The following is a 23,473-nucleotide window of genomic DNA, read 5'->3' as shown; positions in this document are numbered from 1 at the left end:
CGATTTCTATGCTTTCTCAATTATTATTGCTACTTTTGTATCATACTTATAGTCCGGGTCGGGAACTGGCAGCCCCCCGGTTGCTTAGTAGGACATTTCCTATCGGGTAAGGTCGAAGCGTAAGTCAGTGACCGCTTCTTTTTAAGAGTTATGTTTATGACGATGTATTCTTCCATCTTGCGTAACGATTATAATTTCTTTAAAGCGATATTTGCTTGAACTCTCAAAATACTTTATTCCGTCTTCAACACTTTTACGGGTATGACCGTTTCCTTTCATGTAAAGTATAGGAATATCAGCTTTCTTATCCCTTCCATGATAAAGCGATGCCCGTATATTCTTTGCGGAACTCCCTGTAGGTGTCCTTTGTTCAAATGAAACCGTAAACAAATACCCGTCGGGAGTCTTTGTTGAACCAGCCTCATTCTTCAGTGTCACTTTGTACCCCTTGTCTGCAAGGATGCGAGCCGCTTCCAGTTCTTCGGGCTTGTGACGTGCTGTACTTTTCTCAATAGCCACGTAGCCGCCACCTTTACCCATTTCCACACTGGAATACTTGCCGCTTTGACGCATGGCTTCAACCTCCGCCTGCCGTTTGCGGTAAGTGGAGCTGCCTTGCCGATATGTGCGCACACCACCCGAAGTCTTTGCCATAATTTTTATTCCCTTTCACTTTATCCTATTACGTATGAACTGCTCCACATACAGCACATTGTTCTTTGTGCACAGTTCCTTTATCTTCTCTCCGCCGCCGTAAACTATCATGTTGGGGTTGTCGAGACCTGATATTTCACGAGCGATTTGTATTTCCATTTTAAGGTATTCCAGCCTATCAGCATAACCGCGTGTAGCAAAAGCGTTGTAACCGTCAGGGATGCCCAGTCGGTTGTACTTGTAAAACTTCTGCGACACATTAAGGTCGGCATATACTTTTGCACCGCACTCCTGCCAAAAACGGGCAATCCAACGCTTCATGTATATTTGTTGTAATCCATAAGCTATTGGAGTGGTATCGAATAATGAAAAATTTGGTTCTACCAGTTCTGAACACCCACTATCCAATACCGATACGGGATTGTTCCAGATGTTTGTGAAGCGGTAGTCCTCTACGTAGAAATGATAGGTGGATATGCCTTTCTTTGCTCTTGTGTCCGCTCCCCATCCGGAAAATGGCAGAAGCAAGCCGCTTGTGGGCTGTCTGTCCAATCTTAGTGTAGGGATGTCAAACTCGTTATCGCTGTCATAGATACGGTCTCCCAACATGGCGGCAAAGAAGTCGGGCTTTTCTGCCTCCGTTTCGTTCCGTGTATCTTTGGTTGGTTGGGCTTTCTTCTCCTTTTTTGGTTCTTGCCATACATCAAATCCCCAATCGTTCAGTTCTTCGCTATCCCATTCGTTAGCCAAAGCATCCCAATCGTTTTCTCCGAACGGGTTGTTGTCTTGAATGAGCATCTGGCGGAGTTTTTCTACTGGCATATCTACGGGCAACACGCAACAAGGCACTTCTTTCCAACCCAAATGCTTATAGGCTTGCAACCTCATATTGCCGCCGATAACGACATAATCTCCTTGATGTGGATAAACAAGAATATCCCTTGCTTCAGTCATTTCCGGAAGCGACTGGATAGAACGGCATAACTTCCGGAACTTCTCGCCTTTAATGAGACGTGGATTTCTCGGAAGTCCTTCTATTTGTCCTTCATTAGGTAAAACTTTCTGTATATCTATCTTGGTTCTTTGCATGAAAATACCTTTGAGAAAATGGTATTCCCAAAGGTACTAATACTATAAAATACAATGGAATAAATTAAAATCTTATTTGTGACAATCACTGCGTTGTTGTAAAATCCCTGCATTTGCACGGCCGTTCATCCAAACCCCACCGCCCATTTGACGGTGGGGGCATCATTGCAAGAAACGTTGGCCGAAGCCCCAACTCGCTATTATTGTCTTGTCATTGTGGCCTTTATTTCGAGAACCTAACCAGATTGCATTTCTTGAAACACCTGTATTCTTCTTTTTCAGTGTCCCAATACACTTGCAGGTTTTCATTCGGCTTTCTGCCTGTGCCTTTTGTTTCACCAATCAACCCTTCTTTGAGCGTGCCGAACGCTTGGCGTAACGTGCCGTCCGTTTTCTTGAAATAGAACTCTACTATCTTCTTGTGAAGTAACGCACGCAGCTTGATATTGCACCATGAATAAACAAAGCACCTTTGTTCTCACCTTTCTTATAATCTATGATACTCATATCTATATCGTTTTATTTGTTATTACTTCTTGTTTGATGATGCAAAGATATTAGATAAAACTAATACCACAATGAGTTGTATTAGATTTAACTAATAATTAACAAAATGATTGGATAAATTTAAAACTAATAAAAATAAGTATTAAAGAAGATATATCTAATTTTTTTTGGCTATTTAGAGTTAAAACGATACCTTTGCGATATAATTTAAAACTTATACATTATGAATATTAAAGAACAAATTCAAAAAAGAGGTTTTACAGTTAGTCAAGTAGCTGCATTGATGACTAATAAAAACGGAGGGAAAGGAATAACTCAATCATCTCTATCACAAATAATAAATGGTAATCCGTCTTTAGATAAACTAAAAGAAATAGCTTCTATTATTGGCATTTCTGTATCTGAATTGTTACAAGACGAAACATCCAATATTATTATTTGTCCCGTATGCGGTGCGAAACTGGAATTGAATAAAAAGGAGGAATAAACATGTCACCAACAAAGAAGATAACAGTAAATAACACTGAAATATCCGTGGTATTGCAAGCCAATGAAAATGACTATATATGCCTTACAGATATGGTGAAAGCAAGGGATGACAGTTCTCGTGCAGCGGATATAATAAAGAACTGGATTAGGACACGCTCCACCATTGAATTTCTTGGAACATGGGAGACCATTTATAACCCGGATTTTAAAGTGGTCGAATTTGACCACTTTAAAAAGGAAGCAGGATTACCTACTTTTACCATGAGCGTGAATAGTTGGGTAGAAAAAACAAATGCAATAGGTATTATTTCCAAATCAGGTCGTTATGGTGGCACTTATGCACATAAAGATATAGCGTTTGAGTTCGGTGCAGCCATTAGCCCAGTTTTCAAGTTGTATCTGATAAAGGAATACCAACGCCTGAAAGAATCTGAAAATAATCCTTTGGTGCAGCAATGGGATGTTAAACGCATTTTGTCAAAAACGAATTATCAGCTTCATACGGATGCCATTAGGGACAACATAATTCCAAAATTGTCTATATCCAAAACAAAGGAACGTATTATCTATGCGACAGAAGCCGACATGCTTAATCTTGCCTTGTTTGGATATACGGCTAAGGATTGGGAAGAAGCCAACCCTGAACTTGCAAAGAAACTCAATATGCGTGATACAGCATCTATCAATCAGTTAGTAGTGTTATCCAATATGGAATCGTATAATTCCGAAATGATTAAAAACGGAATAGCTCGTGATGTCAGGTTTAGCGTTTTACATCGTATGGCAAAAGAGCAACTACATTCATTAGACAAAAACAATGCGGAGTATCGTTTTAGGAAAATATCATCAAACGATAACAACAATGCTATTGAATAACGATTAAAGTCGAAGAATGTTAATCGATAAAAAGATACAATTGTGATACTTCAAGTTACAGACGTAGAATATACTGGTGATTACACCATGATATGCACTTTCAATAATGGAGAAAAACGAAAGATAGACCTTGCACCTCTTTTGGAATATCCTGCATACGAAGAACTGAAAGACAAATCTAAGTTTATCCAGTTTGGGTTGGATGAAACGATATTTTGGGCAAACGGCGCGGACATAGCTCCTGAATATCTGTTTGAGAATGGCGTGCCTTGCTGATTCTCATTCCTATTCGGGAATCCTATAAGAATCAAAATAGAAAAAGGAGAATAGCCCATGAACCAACTTGAAATAATCCAAAGTAAGATATACGATATAAGAGGCCAAAAAGTAATGTTGGATAAAGATTTAGCAGAACTTTACCAAGTTACGACCGGAAACCTGAACAAAGCAGTCAAACGGAACATGAAAAGATTTCCACCTGATTTTATGTTCCAACTTACCAATGAGGAATTTTCCATGATCAAACAAAACTTGATATTCCAAAATGGAACATCAAGTTGGGGAGGTACGAGAAAACTTCCTTATGCTTTTACGGAGCAAGGGCTTGCCATGCTTTCTGGAATCCTGAACAGCGACATAGCCATTGAAGTAAATATTGGGATAATGAGAGCTTTTGTAGCCATCCGTCAAATGGCTGCGCTTCCTAAACCATTCCAGACATCAGAACTGGAACAGCGGATTGAAAATATCGAAAAATATATTGAGGAAGTCTTTGCCGACCAGAACGACATCAACGAAGATACCCGTATGCAACTGGAACTCATAAACCAGACGCTTGCCGAGCTTCAGGCACAAAAGCGACTGCAAGAGAAGCCACGTAATCCGATAGGGTTTATTAAAAACAAATAACAGAAAAAGCCGGAGAACTATACCTCCGGCTTTAAGCATCTTATCCAAACATATATTCAATTAGCTTGAAATTAGCATCATTGACGGGAGCGAAATCCTTTTGTATATACAGGTCGGTTATCCTCATTGACGAATCCACATGACAAAGCATGTCGTTGACAATATATTTGTTTATTCCTACTTTATTAATAGCGATTGTGGCCATGGAATGCCTCGCAGAATAGAATTGGAGATTGTCTATACCCAATTCCCTACCAATTCCTTTAAGTCCTATGTTTATGGAGCGGTTCAAGTCACCCATTGAAGAAAACCTCTCATAGAAGTTAAACACACGTTCCTTACCACGATATTTCTCTATCAAAGGCTTTATTATAGGATGTACCTTGACAATCATTTTTGCATTATCATTTCTCCGGTCTTTTGTCTTGGTACGATAGTAAGTGATATGCTCCCCGTCATATTCTGTGGCATTATACAGGTCGGCGGAGTTCATACCCATCAGGCAAAAAGAAAGCATGAAGCAATCCTTCGCCAAATCCCTTCTATTGTCCATCCCCCTCACTTTGATTCCGGTATAAGGAATATTGAATACATTTCTGATTTCTTCTACGGACAAAGCCCTCTTTTCAGCCACATTTTGCTGTTTGGGTTTATACTTCGACAGGTTTTGTTTTATGCGGATAATGTCATTGTCCTCATCGTTATAATAATTCCTTGCTTCCATAAACAGCCGGAGAATGGCAGATGGGTATAAGGATTGTGCACGTTTCTTGTCTGAAAGATATTCTTCGTACTCTTTCAACTTTTGGACGGTTATCTCACTGCATAGTATAGTTTCTCTTCCAAAAAACATGCAAAGTGAATTTAGGGCTGTAAGGTAATTCCTTATTCCCTTTATTTCGGTATGCGCCGCACACCATTTCCGAGAAAAGGCGATAAAATCTATGCCGCTTTTATCATCTTTTGATTTCAGGTAATCTATGACCGAATCAATGTCCATGGAGTTGATTTCAAGATTCAGCTTGTTAACCTTGTCCCGATAAATCCGAATCAAATCATCGCATTTGTCTATCACTTGTTGGTTTTTGATTTTAAAAGACGCGGTCAGGTCTTTCTTGGTGACATACATCGTTGTGGAGATGTATCGCACCTTACGTTCATGTGTGAATCTTATTAGCACGTTCCAGGTTTTATCGGAACGTTGCTTGTCTTTCTTTATTGTTGCTTTAAATGTAGCCATAACTTTTAGGATAAACAATGGGTAAACAAATTCATGTTACTTGTAAGTCTTAAAGTCTACTTGTAACAATGTTATTCATGACATATTTTCGTCTCCATCTACGCAATCTCCTTATATACAGCGAAAAAAGAGGAATTTCATTGCTGAAAATCCTCTTTTTCTTTGGGTGACTAGTGGGATTCGAACCCACGACATTCAGAACCACAATCTGACGCTCTAACCGACTGAACTATAGTCACCATTTTGGTGTGCTTGTGTGGAAAGTATCATGTTCCTTTCCTAAAGCGATGCAAAGGTACGCATTTTATTTGAAACTGCAAATGTTTCGTCGGATTTTTACTAAAACTTTTTTTGAGCCACAGCCTTGAAGTCCGCGAAGGCTTATATATAATAAGGTGTACCGTCAAGCAGGCGGTACACCTTATGTCTGTTCAATACCCTATTAACGATAGAATTCCTTTTTGCCCGCTGACAGTGTATTTTTCATCAGCATGCAGATGGTCATCGGGCCGACTCCGCCGGGTACGGGGGTGATGTAAGCACATTTGGGAGCTACCTCGTCGAATTTCACATCGCCATTGAGGCGGAATCCGTTTTTCTTCGTAGCGTCGGGGACGCGTGTCGTGCCCACGTCGATGACCGTGGCTCCCTCTTTCACCATGTCGGCCGTGACGAAATCAGGTTGGCCGATAGCGGCTATGATAATGTCCGCCTCGCGGCATTCTTTCTTCAAGTCGCGGCTCCGGCTGTGGCATACGGTCACCGTGGCATCGCCATACTGCTTTTGCATCATAAGCTGTGCCATTGGTTTACCTACGATGTTGCTGCGGCCCAGAATGACGCATTTCTTGCCGCTCGTCTCGACATGGTAACGCCGGAGCAGTTCCAGGATGCCTTTCGGGGTGGCTGAGATGTAACAAGGAAGCCCGATGGCCATTCTTCCCACGTTGATGGGATGGAAACCGTCCACATCCTTGCGGAAGTCGATGGATTCGATGACTTTCTGTTCGGAGATATGGCGGGGGAGGGGCAGTTGCACGATGAATCCGTCCACGTCCTCGTCTTTGTTGAGCTTGTCCACTTCGGCCAGAAGTTCCTCTTCGCTGATAGTATCCTCGAAGCGGAGTAGGGTCGATTTAAAACCGCAGGCTTCGCAAGCCAAAACCTTGTTGCGCACGTAAGTCTCGCTGCCTCCGTCATGTCCCACGAGGATGGCAGCCAAATGCGGGCGTTTCCCTCCGGTTTCTACGATTTGTTTTACCTCTTCGGCAATTTCCGCCTTGATTTGTGCGGCGGTGGCCTTTCCGTCAATCAATGTCATTTTTAACCTCCTTTTATTGCGTGTTCTTATTGATATGTTCTTGGATTGTTTTTTCAATTTGCATGCCTCTCAGGTTCCGGGCCAGAATAGTTCCGTCCGGTGCGAGCAGCATGATGTGGGGGATTCCCGTGATGGCGTATTGGTCCAATGGACTTGTACCCGCATCAAGGATTTGCGGCCACGAGTAGTTTTCCTCCACCAAGGCTTTTTTCGTTTTTTCCAGTTCGTCTCTGACGGCTATCCCCACGATGGTCAGAGTATTCCCGTTCTTGTATTTTTCCCATAACGGTTTTAGGAACTCTTTTGATTCTTTCCGGCATGGCCCGCACCAACTAGCCCAGAAATCGACCAAAACGAAACGGCCTTTTCCTATGTATTGGGAGAGGCGTGTCGGATTGCCGTCCATCGTGATGCCTTCGATGTCGATGAACGGTTTTCCGGGTGACGTGCTTTCCCATTTGGCAAGTTTCTCGTCCACGGCAGTTCGGGTGAATTTCAGGGAAGCGAGGTAAGGGCTGAGCGACGCACGGAGCATCCGTAAGAGTTCCATTTGTCCTGTATGGTAAAAATGGATGTAGGCATCCCGCCAAACGTATTCGCCCACTCCGTTGGTGCCTTCCTGCCCGATCCATTTTTCGTAGAAGTGGAAATATCTCTTGTAAAAGTCTTGGGTGTACTGTGCTTCGGTCGCATCGGGATGTTGCGCCTTATAGTTTTTTCTCCACGAGTCCGTGGCGGATCTAAGCGAATCCATTTCTTGTAAAAACGAAAGGTACTTTTGCGTGAGCTTGCCGCCACTGGAAGGTTTGTGCGCCTGATAGTCGATGACCACGGAGTCTTCGAGGACGAAATTGGCATAGCTTTTCCTGTCGGATGGTTCCAAACGGACGAAGTATGGCGCGTCGGCCACTCCTTTCATGCGGAAACTTTGGTTGTGTACGGTGGCGGAGTCTATGTCCCTGTTGTTATCATATATGCTCAGATATATCTTCCGTCCTTCCATGGACGGGTCCTCGATACGTCCGGAGACGCTGTAGGCGGTTTGCGCTTGCGCCGCATTTCCCCCACCAGAAAGCAGTAAGAGAAATGCGGCGCAATATTTATTCATCCTTTCACTCATGATTGTGCGGATTGTTTTTTATTTCAGTTTAGGCATTTTAGGCATACCCGGAATCTTGGGCATGTTGGCCATCATCTTGCCCATTTTGCTGCCCGTCACCATTTTCATCATTTTGCGCGTCTGGTCGAACTGCTTGATGAGGCGGTTCACTTCCTGTATGTTGGTGCCCGAACCTTTCGCGATGCGTTGGCGGCGGCTAGTGTTCAGGATTTCCGGATTGGTACGTTCACGCGGAGTCATGCTCTGGATGATGGCTTCGATGCTCTTGAAGGCATTGTCGTCGATTTCCACGTCTTTGAGCGCCTTGCCCACGCCGGGAATCATGCTAGCCAAGTCTTTCAGGTTACCCATCTTCTTGATTTGCTGGATTTGCGACATGAAATCGTTGAAGTCGAACTGGTTCTTGGCGATTTTCTTTTGCAGGCGGCGTGCTTCTTCCTCGTCGTATTGTTCCTGAGCCTTTTCCACGAGCGACACGATGTCTCCCATGCCCAGGATACGGTCGGCCATACGCGAAGGATGGAACTGGTCGATGGCTTCCATTTTCTCTCCCGTGCCGACGAATTTGATGGGCTTGTTCACTACCGTACGGATAGACAAGGCCGCCCCGCCCCGGGTGTCGCCGTCCAATTTGGTGAGCACCACGCCGTCGAAGTCCAGACGGTCGTTGAATTCCTTGGCTGTGTTCACGGCATCCTGTCCGGTCATGGCATCTACCACGAAGAGCGTCTCGTCGGGGTTGATACCGTGCTTGATGGCGGCGATTTCCTGCATCATCTGTTCGTCCACCGCCAGGCGTCCGGCCGTATCGACGATGACCACGTCGTAACCTTTGGCCTTGGCTTCTTTCACAGCGTTCTGTGCAATCTGCACGGCATCCTTGTTGTCCGGTTCGCTATATACGGGGATGCCGATTTGTTCGCCCAACACTTTCAACTGTTCGATGGCCGCCGGACGATAGATGTCGCAAGCCGCCAATAAAGGATTCTTACGTTTCTTGCTTTTCAGCATCAGAGCCAGTTTTCCGGACAAGGTCGTTTTGCCGGCACCGTTCAGACCCGCCATCAGGATGACGGACGGATGGCCTTGCAGGTTCAGTTCAGCCGTTTCGCCTCCCATCAGGGTTGCCAGTTCGTCGTGTACGATTTTTACCATCAACTGGCTTGGCTTCACGGCTGTCAGCACGTTCTGCCCCAATGCCTTTTGCTTTACCGTGTCGGTAAAAGTCTTGGCCACCTTGTAGTTCACGTCGGCATCGAGCAATGCGCGGCGCACGTCTTTCAAGGTTTCAGCCACGTTGATTTCGGTGATTTTGCCTTCACCTTTCAGGATTTTAAAAGACCGTTCTAGTCTTTCACTCAAATTGTCGAACATATATCGTTTGTTTTTTTATGATGATTCTTAAAGCGGCAAAGATACGAAAAAACTTCCGTCAAAAGAGGGATGACAGCGGATAAAATCTGCTCCATAAGCCTTTTCCTTTTGGAGTTTGCGGCAGAAGGCGGGTATGCGCCTGCGTCCTCACTCCGTAGTTGCCGTTGCGGCGCTTTCCAATGCCGCTTCATAGTCCGGTTCCTGCGAAATCTCTTTGACCAGTTGGGTGTGCCGTACGATTCCTTTTTCGTCCACCACGATCACCGCACGAGCCAACAAGCCTTTCATGGGGCCGTCTGCAATCTGCAAACCGTAGTTTTTGGTAAAATCCTGGCTTCGGAAGGCCGAAAGCGGTATGACACGGGTAAGTCCTTCGGTGGTGCAGAACCGTGATTGTGCGAAAGGCAAATCCATGGATATGCAGAGCACGACCGTGTTTTCCAGTCCCGATGCCTTTTCGTTGAATTCACGTACGGAAACGGCACAAGTGGGGGTGTCTAAACTGGGGAATACGTTCAGAATGACTTTCTTACCTTTGAAGTCAGAGAGTTTTACGTCTTGCAGGTCAGACTGTGTCAGGTGGAAGTCCGGTGCCTTGCGTCCCGTTTCTACCATTTTTCCTGTCGTATGTAGGGTGTTTCTTTTATAGATGATTGATTCTCCCTTGTTTTTCGTCTGTCCCGTTTGTACGGCCGAGGTTTTGGTGATGCCATTGGGGGATTGGGCAAAAGCAGTCACGGTGGCTCCCAATGCCAACCATAAAAATAGCGTTTTTTTCATATCCGTCATTTTTAAGTAGGTTTAATTCTCATCGAAGCAAGTATGTCGAAAGGCCACAACAAATATAAGTATAAAAAACGGAATAGGAAAGGGGGAGCGAAAATGGTAGAAAAAAGTTTGCTTATATATGTTTATTTTGTTGATATACAAATATTCTGTGTGAATTATAGGAGAGCGTTGGAGGTATTCCGGTAGAATGGAAAATCAAAGGAAGCTTTTTGTGTGGGCGTTAAATGGAGGTGCGTTGTCGTGAAATGGAATCCTTAATCTGTATTTGTTGTATTTGTAACGATTGGGAATAGAATAAAACAAGGGATTTCTTTGTGAATATAAGTTTTAATCGTTAATTTTGCGCCCGATTTTTAGAAATATTCATAGGTATGAAGAAAAAAACTCTTGTGGCTTCCTTTGGCTTGATGGTTTCAAGTTTAACTTTTGCCGGAGGGCTACTTACGAACACGAATCAGAATGTGACGTTCTTGCGCAATCCCGCGCGAGACGGTGCCATTGGCATTGACGGGGTGTATAGTAATCCGGCGGGTGTAGCTTTCTTGCCGGATGGGTTACACCTGTCCTTGAACTTCCAAAGTGCCTACCAAACGCGTGAGGTTACTTCTGTGTTTGGGCCTTTTGCATACGGTGCAGGCAATCGTGGAGAATCTTCCAAACTGTTCAAAGGAGATGCCAAAGCTCCGGTTGTTCCTTCTTTGCAGGCGGCTTACAATCGTGGCCGTTGGTCGTATTCTTTCAATTTCGCCATTGGCGGTGGAGGTGGAAAGTGCGCCTTCGAGGACGGTTTAGGCTCTTTTGAGAGTCAGGCAGCGTTGCTGCCTTTATTGGGGAAAGATATGGGCATCAATAGCTATTCCATGGACAGCTACATGCGCGGACGCCAATATTATTATGGGTTTCAAATCGGTGCGGCCTATAAGGTGACGGACAACCTGTCGGCTTTCGTGGGTGGACGTTTGGTGTATGCCACGACGAACTACTACGGTTATGTGAAGAACATATCGGTGAATAATCCGGCCGATGGTGGAATGGTGAGTGCTCCGGTTTTGTTTTCAAGCCAAATGGCTTCTTATTTAGAAAAAGCCGGCCAACTGACGGCGGCTGCCGAACAGGCTGCCGCTGCCGGAAATCAGGATTTGGCGCAACAGTATGCCGAATTGGCCCAAAAGGCCGGTGCGGCTGCCAAACAAATGGGTACTTTGGCGGTAGCTACAGAAGACGTGACGCTTAACTGCGACCAGACGGGGTGGGGCTTTACGCCCATTATCGGCTTGGACTATAAAATAGGCAAGTTCAACTTTGGCGCCAAGTATGAGTTTAAGACGAAAATTCGTTTGGACAACCGTGCGGCCAACAGTGAGTCGGCTGAACGCTTGGCCATGTTGGACAAGTTCCGCGACGGGCGGACTGTGAAGGAAGACATTCCGGCACTGTTGACCCTTGGTGCGCAATACGAAATCCTGCCATCGTTGCGTGTGATGGCAGGTTACCATCATTATTTCGACAAACAGGCTTCGCAGGAAGGCGACTCCCAAAAACTTCTTGAAAGCGGTTCAAGGGAAATCCTGGCCGGGGTGGAATACGACATTTGCGACAGGTTGCAGTTCAGTGCCGGATGGCAGAACACGCATTACGGACTGACGGATGCTTATATGAAGGACATGAGTTTTAATGTCAGCTCCAACTCTATGGGGGTGGGCTTCGGCATACAAGCCACAAAGCATATCAAAGTGAACGTGGCTTATTTCCAAACTTTCTATAAGGACTACAACCGTACGACGAACGACTATAATGGCATTAGCAATACGGTGGCCATGGCGGCCGGACAGCCTGTGGCCGACGTTTTGGTGGCGACAGGGGCGTTGAAGGGTAGTGACTCTTTCACCCGTACCAACAAAGTGTTTGGTCTGGGTATAGACTTTAGTTTTTAAGGTTTGGGCAAGAGCATAATTTAGCGGGATAATAAAGCGAAAGATGGCGTTTCCGGAATATCCGGAGATGCCATCTTCCGTGAATGGGAACGTAGGAACGTTCTGTTTGCGGGTTATTGGTAAATCTCTTCCAGTTTTTTCTGGAGTTCTTCTCCGCGCAGGTTCGTGGCCACGATTTTGCCGTCTGGGCCGAAAAGTATGGTGGCCGGGATGCCTCGTATACCGTATAGTTTGCCTGCCTCGCAGTTCCAAGCTTTTAAGTCGGACATTTGTGGCCAAGTGATGCCCAAATCTTTCGTGCCTTTTTCCCATGCGCCTTTTTGTGCATCGAACGAGATGCCTACGATTTCAAATCCTTTCGGGTGGAATTGTTCGTAGGCTTTCTTTACGTTCGGCATTTCCGCACGGCATGGGCCGCACCAACTGGCCCAAAAATCTACCAAGACATAGTTCCCTTTACCTACGTAGTCGGACAGCTTGTGGGGCGTGCCTTCCATGTCATCCATGGTAAAATCCGTGAACATGCTACCGATGGCTTTACGTTTCAGGGCTGCCATGTATTGGTTTACTTCATTGAGGCATCCGTTGTCTTTGTAGGCGTACGTTTCCAGATAATTTCCTACGTATTGGTCTTCAAGCCGGTCTCCGTAGACAGAGATGAGGAGGGCCGGAATCAAATTGTCTTTGTTTTCCTCCAAGGCTTGCCGGATGCTTTCGGCTTGCCCTTGTACGGCTTCATCAAAAGCTTGTTGCAGCCGGTCGGCGTCAGCGTTCGGCAGGTTGCCATTGTGGCTTTGTGCGATATCCCGTGCTTCTATTTGCAGTTTTTTCATTTGGTTGTCATACGTTCTGGCCTTTTCCTTTATTTCGGAGTATTTACGGTTCAATGGGGAGCCGTTGATGTCCGTTGAGCCGGAAGTTTGTACAATGGTGGCCGGCGTATCGTCCAATATCAGTAAAGTTACCGGCTTCTTGGCTTGTTGGTCTATGCTGATGGCTGCAATTTTGGGGAGGTTGGTTTTCCCGTCGAATGAGGCTTTGCCGTCTTGGCAGGTTGCGCTATCCAGGACGGTGCCATCCTCTTTCGAGCACAGGTACACGTTGGTGATGTCAGTCTGGTCTGTGGTGAATGTTACTTTATAATTCGTTTGTGCAAAGGCCATTCCGCAGTATGTGGCCAGAAATAGGCTTAAAATTTGTTTTTTCATTTTTTCCGTAAAAAATTATAAATAATAGGTAAAGGTACGAATTCTTTTTTCTTTTTCCATCTGATAAACTTTTTTTATAGGTTCTTTTTGTTCTCTCCCGTCTTTATCGTATCTTTGTCCCCGCGTTCCGGATGGAATACGCGATGAGTGCTTGGTAACCTCTTAAAAAACAAGATTATATGAAAGAAAAAACAGTCAGTGTATCCTTCATGCTGATGGGGATACTGTTTTGTGTGTGTCTCATTTCGGCCAATCTTTTGGCCACGAAGCAAATCATGTTCGGTCCGTTTAATATTACGGCCGGGATTTTGGTCTTTCCCATTTCTTATATCGTGAACGACTGCATCGTCGAGGTTTGGGGGTTCAACAAGGCCAAATTCTTGATATGGACTGGGTTCCTGATGAACTTCCTGTTTGTCTTCTTCGGTTATGTGGCCGACCTCATTCCCGGTGCGCCGTATTGGAACAACGAGGAAGGCTTTCACAACCTGTTCGGTCTGGCTCCCCGTGTGGCGGCCGCTTCGTTTCTGGCTTTCCTTTCCGGCTCCTTCCTTAATGCGTACGTCATGAGCGTGATGAAGGTGGCTTCCGGGGGGCGTCGCTTTTCGCTGCGCGCCGTCCTGTCCTCTGTGGCGGGAGAAACGGCCGATTCGCTGATTTTTTTCCCGATAGCTTTGGGCGGTCTTGTGCCTTGGGATAATCTGTTGCTCATGATGTTCTGGCAGATTTTGCTGAAGACGCTTTATGAGGTCATCATACTTCCCGTCACGATTCGCGTGGTGCGTTGGGTGAAACGTGTGGAAGGCGTGGATGTGTACGACAAGAACATTTCTTATAATATATTAAAGGTGTCTCAATTATGACCATGAATAAGGAAACCGCCTTGGTGGTGTTCAGTGGCGGCCAGGATTCCACCACCTGTTTGTTTTGGGCCAAAAAACATTTCAAGAAAGTCGTGGCCTTGAGTTTTGTGTACGGGCAGAAGCATGTGAAGGAAGTGGAGTTGGCCAAGGCCATAGCTTCACGGGCCGGTGTGGACTGGGACTGTATGGATGTTTCTTTCGTCGGTTCATTGGGGAGGAACTCGTTGACTGATTCCACCATGCAGATGGATGAGGAAAAGCCGGAAGGAAGCTGTCCGAACACGTTTGTTCCCGGGCGAAATTTGTTCTTCATCAGCATTGCTGCCGTGTATGCCCGTGAACGGGGCGTCAACCATATTGTGACCGGTGTGTCGCAGACGGACTTCAGCGGTTATCCCGATTGTCGGGACGCGTTTATTAAAAGCCTGAATGTGACCTTGAACCTGGCCATGGACGAGCAATTCGTTTTGCATACGCCGTTGATGTGGATTGACAAATGCCAGACGTGGGCCTTGGCCGATGAATTGGGCGTGCTCGACCTGGTGCGCCACGACACGTTGACCTGCTACAACGGTGTGCAGGGCGACGGTTGCGGCCATTGTCCGGCCTGTAAGTTGCGTAATGAAGGCCTGCATAAATATTTGGCAGAGAAAGAATGTAAGTTGCATGTAGAGGAAAATATAGAACCATGAGTAGTGAAAGAGAAAAAGAAGGATTGCAATCGTTGGGCAAAAAGACGGAGTATCGTCAAGATTATGCTCCTGAGGTATTGGAAGCTTTTGAAAACAAGCATCCCGGCAATGATTATTGGGTACGTTTCAACTGCCCGGAGTTCACGAGTCTGTGCCCCATTACGGGACAGCCTGATTTTGCCGAAATCCGTATCAGTTATATTCCCGACCGCCGTATGGTGGAAAGCAAGAGTCTGAAACTATATTTGTTCAGCTTTCGCAACCATGGCGATTTTCATGAAGATTGCGTGAACAAGATCATGAAGGATCTCATTCGTCTGATGGATCCGAAATACATCGAAGTCACCGGCATCTTTACTCCGCGCGGGGGCATTTCCATCTATCCGTATGCCAACTACGGCCGCAAGGGTACGAAGTTCGAGCAGATGGCAGAGTTCCGCATGATGAATCATGATTTGAAATAAGGGAAAAATGAAGAAACGTTCGGATGAGAGGTTACGCCAATTCCAATCCGAATGTTTCTTTTAGTTTTTGCAACGCCGGATTCCGTTTGCTCATTGCCTGGTATTGTTGGGGTTTGCTAGTGATGCGAGTAACCTCTGTCGGCTCGGCAATACGTACGGTCATGGTGATGTTCCGGTTATGGAGTTGCTTGCGCATGTGGGTTTCTATACGCCGGGCGATTTGTTCCATGTAGAATTTCACCTGTTCGTTGTCCACCAATACTTCAAACGTGGCATCCTTCAATAGCTTGGGTTGGATGACTTTCATGCGTTGTGCGATGGCTGTTTCTTCTTGTGGCAGAAGGTTGATGAACTCATTCCAACAGAAACGTATGTTGTCTCCTGTGACAGGATAATTTTCTTCTTCTTTCAGTGCCTGTGATGCTGCAGGCGTTGTAACCTGATTTGCTGTTGGTTGGGAAGTGTCGGCGGGATTTCCTATTTCTTGTTTAAGCCGGCTGATGGATGGGCCGAAAGAGCCGAGTTTGACTTTGGGAGGCCTGCGTTCCGTGGTTTCGGTGTCCGGAAGCGGAGATTTGCGCGTTTCATATGATTCCGTTCTGTCCTGAACGGCAGAGGCAACCTTTTCCACGGGAGCCTGGGGCTTCTGCGGATTGACCGGAGTGGTAGTCGGTTGTACCGTTCCGGCAGGTTGGGCGAATAGGGGTTTTAATGACTTCTCAGGGCTACGCCCCGAGCCGGCGCTGTCATCTTCCAAGGTCAGTTGCGACAGTTGTATCAAGGTGATTTCCACTAACAACCGTTTGTTTTTGCTAGCCCGGTAGTTCAAGTCGCAGTCGCTGCACAACTTGATGGCACGGTAGAGGAATTTGGGCGTGCACCGTTGCGACTGTTCCTGATAACGTGCCCTGATGCTGTCGCTCACTTCCAACAAGGGGAGTGTCACAGCATCGTGGCTGACCAATAGGTCGCGCAGGTGGGATGCCAATCCTGTAATGAAATGGCTGCCTTCAAAACCTTTCTCTAAAATCTCGTTGAAGACCAACATGCACTGCGCTGCCTCGTTTTTCAGGAAATGGTCTGTCAGGCGGAAGTAGTATTCATAGTCCAATACGTTCAGGTTTTCTATTACCTTTTTATACGTCAGGTTTCCTCCCGTGAAGCTTACCGTCTGGTCGAAGATAGAAAGTGCGTCACGCATGCCGCCGTCTGCCTTTTGGGCAATGATGTTCAGTGCCTCCGGCTCGTATGCATATCCCTCTTTGTCTGCCACGAACTTCAGGTGGTTGACAATGGCCTGCACGCTCATGCGGTTGAAGTCGTACACTTGGCAACGGCTCAATATGGTGGGCAGGATTTTATGCTTTTCCGTAGTGGCCAGGATAAAGATAACATACGAAGGAGGCTCTTCCAACGTCTTGAGAAAAGCATTGAATGCGGCCGTGGACAGCATGTGCACCTCGTCGATGATGAACACCTTATAGCGTCCCACCTGCGGCGGGATACGCACTTTTTCTATTAAGGCACGTATTTCCTCCACCGAGTTGTTTGAGGCCGCGTCCAGTTCGTGGATGTTGAGTGAACGCTGTTCGTTGAAAGCCTTGCATGATTCGCATTCATCGCAAGCCTCCCCGTTGCCGGACGGGTGCAGGCAGTTGATGGTTTTGGCAAAGATGCGGGCACAAGTCGTTTTTCCCACTCCGCGTGGTCCGCAGAACAGGTAAGCATGTGCCAGTTTACCGGCTGCAATGGCGTTTTTCAGAGTCGTGGTGAGCGCCTCCTGTCCCACCACGGCATCGAATGCCGAGGGGCGGTATTTTCGTGCCGATACGATGTATTCTCCCATGATGGATTGATGAATTAGTTATTCGCAAAGCAAATTTAGCAAAAAAAACGGGCGTAACCTCCGTTTTCGTTGATTTTGTCGTATCTTTGCCCCTATAAACAAGTCAAGTTATGGGTAAGCTTCATACTTTTTGGAATATCTTTCGCCGGCACAAATATGGTTTTGTCATCGGGCTTTTCGTCTTGTTGATGGGAGTGGTAGACGAAAACAGTTTGTGGAGCCGCTATCGCCATAAGGCTGAGTTGGCTGAATTGCGCTCTGAAATCCGGAAGTACACGGAGATGTACGAGCATGACACGCGTTATTTGGAGGAAATGAACACCGACCCTGACGTGTTAATCGAGATTGCACGTGAGCGGTATTACATGAAAACGGACGACGAAGATATTTTTGTCATACAAGAAAAGACTACGAATGAAGAAGCTGAATAAGATTCAAAACATAGTATTCATAGCCGGGGCTGTGCTGTTGTTGATTGGTGCGGCTACTTTTTTTACCGGGTGGCTTTATGCTTTTTATTTTTACGCAGTAGGGGCTTGCGCTTTTGCGGCCATGCAGTTGTGTGCCGGGTACGAAGGGGATAATCTCGTTATCCGCCGGTTGCGGGGGCAACAAGTCATCGGTGCGCTTTTGCTGGTTTGTACAGCCTTTTTTATGGCTATGCGTATTTTTGATTTCGGTTTTGCCCGCAGACAGGAATGGGTGGTATGCCTGGCAGTCGCTTGCGTGTTGGAATTGTATACCGCTTTTCGTATTCCGGCCGAATTGGAGAAGGAAGAGCCACGAAACAACAACAATAAATTTTAAAACGGGAAAGACAAGCTTAAATAGTGATAAAACGCTTTATCCTCTGGTGACAAGCCCTTATCTTTGTACCCCTATAAGTCCGGAATAATATAAGAAGAATGAAAAATTTTTTATGGATATTGGTGAGCCTTATGGTGTTGTCTTCTTGCCACCAGACAGAATACATGGTGGAAGGAAACTCTACGATACAGACCATGGATGGGAAAAAGCTGTATTTGAAAGCCTATAAGGATAATGATTTGGTGGACATTGACTCTAGCGACGTGGTGCATGGGAAGTTTAATTTTATCGGTGCATTGGATTCTGTCATGATGGTCAGCCTTTTTATAGATGATGAATGCCTGATGCCGTTTGTCCTTGGACCGGAAGAACTGTCCATACACATCAGTACGGCACGCCAATACGTGACAGGAAGTGCCCTGAACGATACCTTATATAGTTTTATACGTCGCAAGACGCGGTTGGACAATCAGATTGCAGAATTGCCGCATAAGGAAAGCCAAATGATTATGGATGGGGTGGATGAGGATGTCATTATGGTGCGTTTGAATGACGAGGCCAACCGTTTGGCATTGCAGAACGACCGTTTGATTACCAATTTCATTACGTCCAATTTCGATAATGTCTTAGGAGCAGGCGTTTTTATGATTCTGACAAGCAGTTATCCTTATCCGGTGATGACTCCTCAAATAGAAGAGATCATGGCCAAAGCTACTCCTTATTTTAAGAACGATGTGTATGTGAAGAACTATATCAAGGCTGCGAAAGAGAATATGGAGCAAATGGGGTATGGTTATGACGATGTCTTGCCGGAAGACTCTTTGGCTGTGTTACCGGATTTTTCGGGTACTGATTCTTTAAAATAAATCTTTTGTCCGGATAGGATTACGGCTCGCCTGTTAGGGCGAGCCGTATGTGTTTGAAAAAAGGATTTACTGGTCTTCATTCTTAATAAAGCCTTGCCGTTCGGGCGGAAGGCCTGCCATGACGGCTTGGTATGCTTCCTCCATCGTTTCTTTGATATTTTCCGGTCCCTTTCCCTTGGGTAGGATGGGGTGGTGGATGGTGAGAGCCAGTTTGTTGCGCTTAACGAAACCGAAACCTTTCGTGCGTGGAAGAATGTCGAATGATCCGTCGATGGTTACGGGAACCACGGGAAGTTGCAGTTCGTCCGCCAATTGGAATGCTCCTTTCTTGAACACTCCCATGTGTCCGGTGAACGAGCGGGCGCCTTCGGGAAATACGACCAAAGAGGTTCCTTCCTTTAGGATTTCACGGGCTTTGGCGTAAGTCTCCTGGATTTTCTTCGGTCCTGACTTGTCTACGAAGATGTGACGTGCGCTCTCGCATGCTTTTCCGACCAAGAAGATTTTCCTCAATGATTTTTTCATCATCCATTTGAAATTGCGGCCCAAGAAGCCGTAAATCAAAAAGATGTCGAATGCCCCCTGATGGTTGGCCACAAACACGTATGAGGTTTTCTTGTCCACGTTTTCATGGCCGCGTACGATAACCGGGATGAAGAGCACGCGGCAGATGATGATAGACCAGATTTTCCCGGGATAATATCCCCAGAAATGAGCGTTGCCTATCCACGAACCGATGATGGTGACGATGGCCGTCAGCATGGTGCAGACCAACAGGACGGGCAGCGCGATACAGAGTTGGTAGATTCGATAGAGTAACATCTTGTTTTCTTTGACAGTTTATTTGTACAAAGTTAAGGAATACCTATTTATTGTGCAAGGTTATGACGTTAATTTCGGGCCATGCACCGAACCGGAAAGGAATGAGTGCCCCGCCGATGCCCAGGCTGACGTATAATCCACGTTCGCCTTCGCGGTACATGTATTTCCACTCGGGATAAAAATATTCGGAGGGGGACCACCCGAAGAGCATGAACTGCATGCCGTGGGTATGCCCCGACAGTGTGAGTTGGATGTCGGTTTGCGGCAATACCTTGCGCCGCCAGTGGGTGGGGTCATGGCTGAGCAACACTTTAAAGATACGGGTCGAATCATTGTTCGCCCCATATCCGGGAAGTCCGTCCAACGCTTTTTTCAGGTCGCCGCGTTCGGGAAAAGGCGGTTTCCCGTCGTTCTCTACGCCGACGAGCACGATGCTGTCCCGGCCTTGATGTATGATGCGGTGTTCGTTCAGCAGCAGGTCCCAGTTCATGGCACGTTGCCTTTCCTTCAACTTTTCCCGTTGGGCGGCTTGCTCTTCGGGAGAAAGGTAGCGGGCGTATGTCAGGTAGTCGTGGTTGCCTAAGATGGAATACACCCCGTCCGGTGCGTGCAGGCGGGAAAGTATCTCGTCGAACCCGTCTAATTCGTTTGCTTCCGTGCTGACCAAATCACCGGTAAACACGATTATGTCGGGGCATTGTTCCATGATGCGTTCCACGACTTTCTCCACCATTTCCGGCCGGTTCCTGAAACTTGTGAGGTGAAGGTCGCTGAACTGCACGATGCGATAGCCGTCGAAGGCAGGCGGAAGGTCGGCCGAGGAGAAGTCCGTGTGGCGGACTTGCAAAAGGGTAGGTCCGAAACTCAACCCCGCTCCCATGATGCAGAACAAAAGGAGAGACGCGGCGGAACTTACCATCGTGCATGCCTTTTTGGCACGGGGGAAAAACAGGCAGATGCTTTTTCCTGTCAAATCCACGATAAGGAACAGCATCTTGGGCAGCGCGATGAGCATGTAGAGACTGAAGAAGATGACCATTTGGGTCATGTTCTCCGGCGTATGGTTTTCCGTCCAAGTCAGTATGAGGGCGGCAATCAGCAACAATGCGTTGGGCAGGAAAAAGAGAAAATAGGCCCAAAGAGGGTGCCTGCGTCCGCGCATGAACTTGAAGTACAGGTAGACATCGGACAATATCAACGTCAGCAATAAGACGGGAAGTATTCGTAATACCATATTTTTGTTTTGACGGTTAAAAGTTAGCGGCTAAGAATTTACGCATCGTTTCCACGGGCAGGCCGCGTCGCCGGGCATAATCTTCCAACTGGTCTTCCCCGATTTTCCCTACGGCGAAGTAGCGTGCGGAGGGATGGGACAGCATGAGTCCGCTTACCGAGGCATGCGGCACCATGGCACCGTTTTCGGTCAGCCGGATACCGATTTCCGGAAAACCCAACCATTCCGACAGCACGAAATTGACCGACTGGTCCGGCAGGGAAGGATAGCCTACGGCCGGCCGGATGCCGGCAAACTTCTCCACCAATAGGTCTTCGATGGACAACTGTTCGTCTTTTGCATATCCCCAGTAGGTTGTACGCACTTCTTGGTGCATTTTTTCCGTAGAGGCTTCGGCCAAGCGGTCTGCCAATGTCTGTGCCAACAAGTGTTTGAAGTCATCGGCGTATGCACCGGTTTCGTAGAGATGTTCCATGTCCGCATCTACAGTAGCCGCGAAAACTCCCACGGTATCGGGTATGTCTTGCGATAGCGGACGTACGAAATCCGAAAGGCAAAGATAAGGTTCGTCCGGTTTCGTGGTGTGTTGTTGGCGCAGCAAGGCGAGGCGAAGCGTACGCCCCTCCTGTTCCGGGTCGGTAAGAAGCAGGTCGTCGCCGTCCGAACAGGCCGGATATAGCCCGAAACGTACGTGGGTGTGGAAATCTCCGTCCCACTGTGCCAACATGCGGTTGGCATCCTTGAATAGCTGCATGGCCTCGGCCGCCCGCGTCCTTTCCTCTTCCGGAAATTCAGCCAACCAACCGGCGCGACAGGCGTCGCAGCCGTGTATGCGGCTGATGGCGGCAAAGCGCGGCGGGAATCCCCAGGCGTGGAAAAAGTATATCCAGTTGATGTAGGGAGCCACCTCGTGTATGTGATAAGTCAATGTATGGGTCATCGGTCGAAAGTAAGTTGCCGGCCGCAGACGTCTGTGTCTATATGGCCGTGATTATATACTAAATGCCCGTTACAGTAGGTCTGTTCTACCGACCAGTTGAACGTTTCTCCTTCTAACGGGCTCCAACCGCAGCGGCTCAGGATGTCCTCTCTCCGTAAGGTCCACGGGCAGGACGGACGGAGCAGTACGAGGTCTGCTTGTGCACCTTCGCGGAGGAAACCGCGGCCTTTGATTTGGAATAGCCGGGCCGGGGCATGGCACATCAGGTCCACGACACGTTCGACGGGCAGCACGCCTTCGTCGGAGAGGCGGAGCATCGTGACGAGCGAGAACTGCACCATGGGCATGCCGGAGGCCGCTTTCATGCAACCGCCTTCTTTTTCAGCAGGCAGGTGGGGAGCGTGGTCCGTGCCTATCACGTCGATACGTCCGTCGGTCAATGCCTGTCGCAAAGCCGCCCGGTCGGCACCGCTTTTGATAGCCGGATTGCATTTGATGCGTGTCCCGAGGCGGGCATAGTCGGCATCCGTGTAAAACAGATGGGCGATGCAGGCTTCGGCAGTGACAGTTTTCATGCGTCCCGTGGTTTCGTCAAACAACGGTCCACGGCTGAAAAGGGAGAGTTCGCGTGCGGTGCTGACATGGGCCACGTGGAGTCGCGCACCGGTTTCCCGTGCCAGTTTGACGGCCAGTTCCGTAGAACGGAAACAAGCTTCTTCGTTGCGGATGGCAGGGTGGTATTTCACGTCCGGGTCGTCTCCATACGGTTCCCGGAACGATTTCAGGTTGGCCGATATGATGGACGAGTCTTCGCAATGGGTCATGATGAGCAGGGGGGAGCGGCTGAATATGGCGCGTAGCGCGTCTTCGCGGTCGACGAGCATATTGCCCGTGCTGCTTCCCATGAACAGTTTGACGCCACATACCTTGTGCGGATCCAGTTGTTCCAACATGCCGGTGTTCGTATGGGTGGCCCCGAAGAAGAAAGAATAGTTGACGAGGCTCTTTTCCGCTGCCAACCGGAACTTGTCGTTCAAGGCTTCGAGGGTGGTGGTCTGCGGCACGACGTTCGGCATGTCCATGTACGACGTCACGCCTCCGGCGGCGGCCGCCCGGCTTTCGGTGGCGATGTCGGCCTTGTGGGTCAGTCCCGGTTCGCGGAAATGCACATGGTCATCTATCACGCCCGGTATCAGGTACAGCCCTTCGGCGTCTATCACACGGTCGGTCGGCGGAAGGGTGTGTATGGTATCGTCGGACGGGACGATACTCAGAATCTTGTCGTCTTCCAGTGTGACCGTACCTACGAAGCGTTTTCCTTCGTTGACGATGGTGGCATTTTGTATTCTGGTTCTCATAATGGTTTTCTTTATAGGGTCTTTTTCAGCTCCTGTTTTTATAATATTTTATTTTCGGAGAAGATGATAGG

General features: G+C 47.4%; 25 protein-coding genes and 1 tRNA gene. 11 read left to right on the top strand and 15 right to left on the bottom strand.

Translation table 11 applies throughout. The features are described 5' to 3' along the window. Positions 1-141: 141 nt before the first annotated feature. From HMPREF9442_RS05080 to HMPREF9442_RS15665, 3 genes are all read right to left on the bottom strand, one after another. Positions 142-654, bottom strand: a complete 513-nt coding sequence (locus tag HMPREF9442_RS05080; RefSeq protein WP_008626088.1) for a hypothetical protein — start codon at positions 652-654, stop codon at positions 142-144. Positions 655-669: 15 nt separating this feature from the next. After that, positions 670-1,743, bottom strand: coding sequence for a DUF4417 domain-containing protein (locus tag HMPREF9442_RS05075; protein WP_008626086.1), 1,074 nt, complete (start codon positions 1,741-1,743; stop codon positions 670-672). 223 nt (positions 1,744-1,966) lie between these two features. Further along, on the bottom strand, positions 1,967-2,188 hold the full coding sequence (locus HMPREF9442_RS15665) for an SH3 beta-barrel fold-containing protein (protein ID WP_087944073.1): 222 nt from the start codon (positions 2,186-2,188) through the stop codon (positions 1,967-1,969). 285 nt (positions 2,189-2,473) lie between these two features. On the opposite strand from HMPREF9442_RS15665, the gene HMPREF9442_RS05070 reads away from it, so the two are divergent. Genes HMPREF9442_RS05070 through HMPREF9442_RS05055 form a run of 4 tightly spaced genes read left to right on the top strand, consistent with a single transcriptional unit; the run spans position 2,474 to position 4,524 of the window. Next, positions 2,474-2,737 (top strand): helix-turn-helix domain-containing protein, encoded by a 264-nt coding sequence (locus tag HMPREF9442_RS05070; protein WP_008626083.1) that lies wholly within the window; start codon positions 2,474-2,476, stop codon positions 2,735-2,737. A gap of 2 nt (positions 2,738-2,739) precedes the next feature. Continuing rightward, positions 2,740-3,615 carry a KilA-N domain-containing protein gene (locus tag HMPREF9442_RS05065; protein WP_008626082.1) on the top strand — a complete coding sequence of 292 codons (876 nt, stop codon included), beginning with the start codon at positions 2,740-2,742 and terminating at the stop codon, positions 3,613-3,615. Between the two features lie 42 nt (positions 3,616-3,657). Then, positions 3,658-3,891, top strand: a complete 234-nt coding sequence (locus tag HMPREF9442_RS05060; protein ID WP_008626081.1) for a DUF2442 domain-containing protein — start codon at positions 3,658-3,660, stop codon at positions 3,889-3,891. A gap of 57 nt (positions 3,892-3,948) precedes the next feature. Continuing rightward, positions 3,949-4,524: an ORF6N domain-containing protein gene (locus HMPREF9442_RS05055; RefSeq protein WP_008626077.1), complete on the top strand. Its 576-nt coding sequence runs from the start codon at positions 3,949-3,951 to the stop codon at positions 4,522-4,524. Positions 4,525-4,564: 40 nt separating this feature from the next. Here the strand turns inward: HMPREF9442_RS05055 and HMPREF9442_RS05050 are convergent, their stop codons facing one another. The 6 genes from HMPREF9442_RS05050 to tpx form a co-directional block, all read right to left on the bottom strand. Continuing rightward, on the bottom strand, positions 4,565-5,764 hold the full coding sequence (locus tag HMPREF9442_RS05050) for a phage integrase SAM-like domain-containing protein (RefSeq protein ID WP_008626075.1): 1,200 nt from the start codon (positions 5,762-5,764) through the stop codon (positions 4,565-4,567). A 165-nt stretch (positions 5,765-5,929) separates the two neighbouring features. Further along, a tRNA-His gene (locus tag HMPREF9442_RS05045) sits at positions 5,930-6,003 on the bottom strand. 203 nt (positions 6,004-6,206) lie between these two features. Further along, positions 6,207-7,085, bottom strand: a complete 879-nt coding sequence (gene folD / locus HMPREF9442_RS05040) for a bifunctional methylenetetrahydrofolate dehydrogenase/methenyltetrahydrofolate cyclohydrolase FolD (RefSeq protein ID WP_008626073.1) — start codon at positions 7,083-7,085, stop codon at positions 6,207-6,209. 13 nt (positions 7,086-7,098) lie between these two features. Continuing rightward, complete coding sequence (locus HMPREF9442_RS15305; RefSeq protein ID WP_008626072.1) at positions 7,099-8,205, bottom strand: TlpA disulfide reductase family protein; 1,107 nt, start codon at positions 8,203-8,205, stop codon at positions 7,099-7,101. Between the two features lie 18 nt (positions 8,206-8,223). After that, a complete protein-coding gene (gene ffh / locus HMPREF9442_RS05030; RefSeq protein ID WP_008626071.1) occupies positions 8,224-9,579 on the bottom strand; it encodes a signal recognition particle protein in 1,356 nt (451 codons plus the stop codon). A 147-nt stretch (positions 9,580-9,726) separates the two neighbouring features. Next, positions 9,727-10,368, bottom strand: coding sequence for a thiol peroxidase (gene tpx, locus HMPREF9442_RS05025; protein ID WP_008626070.1), 642 nt, complete (start codon positions 10,366-10,368; stop codon positions 9,727-9,729). Positions 10,369-10,739: 371 nt separating this feature from the next. On the opposite strand from tpx, the gene HMPREF9442_RS05020 reads away from it, so the two are divergent. Next, complete coding sequence (locus HMPREF9442_RS05020) at positions 10,740-12,302, top strand: transporter (protein ID WP_008626068.1); 1,563 nt, start codon at positions 10,740-10,742, stop codon at positions 12,300-12,302. 113 nt (positions 12,303-12,415) lie between these two features. Here the strand turns inward: HMPREF9442_RS05020 and HMPREF9442_RS05015 are convergent, their stop codons facing one another. Continuing rightward, the gene (locus HMPREF9442_RS05015; protein WP_008626067.1) at positions 12,416-13,510 is read right to left on the bottom strand and encodes a TlpA disulfide reductase family protein; all 1,095 of its coding nucleotides are present in this window, start codon (positions 13,508-13,510) and stop codon (positions 12,416-12,418) included. Between the two features lie 179 nt (positions 13,511-13,689). Between HMPREF9442_RS05015 and HMPREF9442_RS05010 the strand changes: the two genes are divergently transcribed. The 3 genes from HMPREF9442_RS05010 to queF are packed head-to-tail and all read left to right on the top strand — an operon-like array spanning position 13,690 to position 15,529. Beyond that, positions 13,690-14,373, top strand: coding sequence for a queuosine precursor transporter (locus HMPREF9442_RS05010; protein ID WP_008626066.1), 684 nt, complete (start codon positions 13,690-13,692; stop codon positions 14,371-14,373). Positions 14,374-14,375: 2 nt separating this feature from the next. Further along, positions 14,376-15,065 (top strand): 7-cyano-7-deazaguanine synthase QueC, encoded by a 690-nt coding sequence (gene queC, locus HMPREF9442_RS05005; protein WP_172604737.1) that lies wholly within the window; start codon positions 14,376-14,378, stop codon positions 15,063-15,065. Continuing rightward, positions 15,062-15,529 carry a preQ(1) synthase gene (queF, locus tag HMPREF9442_RS05000; RefSeq protein WP_008626052.1) on the top strand — a complete coding sequence of 156 codons (468 nt, stop codon included), beginning with the start codon at positions 15,062-15,064 and terminating at the stop codon, positions 15,527-15,529. Before queC ends, queF begins: the two co-directional genes overlap by 4 nt. 31 nt (positions 15,530-15,560) lie before the next feature. On the opposite strand, the gene HMPREF9442_RS04995 is transcribed toward queF, so the two are convergent. Continuing rightward, a complete protein-coding gene (locus HMPREF9442_RS04995) occupies positions 15,561-17,375 on the bottom strand; it encodes a DNA polymerase III subunit gamma/tau (RefSeq protein WP_008626051.1) in 1,815 nt (604 codons plus the stop codon). Positions 17,376-17,485: 110 nt separating this feature from the next. Between HMPREF9442_RS04995 and HMPREF9442_RS04990 the strand changes: the two genes are divergently transcribed. The 3 genes from HMPREF9442_RS04990 to HMPREF9442_RS04980 all read left to right on the top strand — a co-directional run bounded on the left by HMPREF9442_RS04990 (position 17,486) and on the right by HMPREF9442_RS04980 (position 19,048). Next, entirely contained in the window at positions 17,486-17,806 is a 321-nt protein-coding gene (locus HMPREF9442_RS04990; protein WP_008626049.1) for an FtsB family cell division protein, read from the top strand. Continuing rightward, positions 17,790-18,182 carry a hypothetical protein gene (locus tag HMPREF9442_RS04985; protein WP_008626048.1) on the top strand — a complete coding sequence of 131 codons (393 nt, stop codon included), beginning with the start codon at positions 17,790-17,792 and terminating at the stop codon, positions 18,180-18,182. Before HMPREF9442_RS04990 ends, HMPREF9442_RS04985 begins: the two co-directional genes overlap by 17 nt. A gap of 98 nt (positions 18,183-18,280) precedes the next feature. Beyond that, the gene (locus HMPREF9442_RS04980; RefSeq protein ID WP_008626046.1) at positions 18,281-19,048 is read left to right on the top strand and encodes a DUF4369 domain-containing protein; all 768 of its coding nucleotides are present in this window, start codon (positions 18,281-18,283) and stop codon (positions 19,046-19,048) included. Positions 19,049-19,114: 66 nt separating this feature from the next. Here HMPREF9442_RS04980 and HMPREF9442_RS04975 read toward each other — a convergent pair whose 3' ends face one another. Genes HMPREF9442_RS04975 through HMPREF9442_RS04960 form a run of 4 tightly spaced genes read right to left on the bottom strand, consistent with a single transcriptional unit; the run spans position 19,115 to position 23,405 of the window. Beyond that, entirely contained in the window at positions 19,115-19,870 is a 756-nt protein-coding gene (locus HMPREF9442_RS04975; RefSeq protein WP_008626045.1) for a lysophospholipid acyltransferase family protein, read from the bottom strand. A gap of 43 nt (positions 19,871-19,913) precedes the next feature. Then, positions 19,914-21,104 (bottom strand): metallophosphoesterase, encoded by a 1,191-nt coding sequence (locus HMPREF9442_RS04970; protein ID WP_008626044.1) that lies wholly within the window; start codon positions 21,102-21,104, stop codon positions 19,914-19,916. 16 nt (positions 21,105-21,120) lie between these two features. Beyond that, positions 21,121-22,044: a vitamin B12 dependent-methionine synthase activation domain-containing protein gene (locus HMPREF9442_RS04965; protein WP_008626043.1), complete on the bottom strand. Its 924-nt coding sequence runs from the start codon at positions 22,042-22,044 to the stop codon at positions 21,121-21,123. Then, positions 22,041-23,405, bottom strand: coding sequence for a dihydroorotase (locus tag HMPREF9442_RS04960; protein ID WP_172634386.1), 1,365 nt, complete (start codon positions 23,403-23,405; stop codon positions 22,041-22,043). Before HMPREF9442_RS04960 ends, HMPREF9442_RS04965 begins: the two co-directional genes overlap by 4 nt. Positions 23,406-23,473 lie beyond the last annotated feature (68 nt).

It is taken from the genome of Paraprevotella xylaniphila YIT 11841, from assembly GCF_000205165.1.
Classification (GTDB): Bacteria; Bacteroidota; Bacteroidia; order Bacteroidales; family Bacteroidaceae; genus Paraprevotella; species Paraprevotella xylaniphila.
Note: the sequence above shows the minus strand (reverse complement) of the source record. Positions and strands in the feature narration are given on the sequence as shown.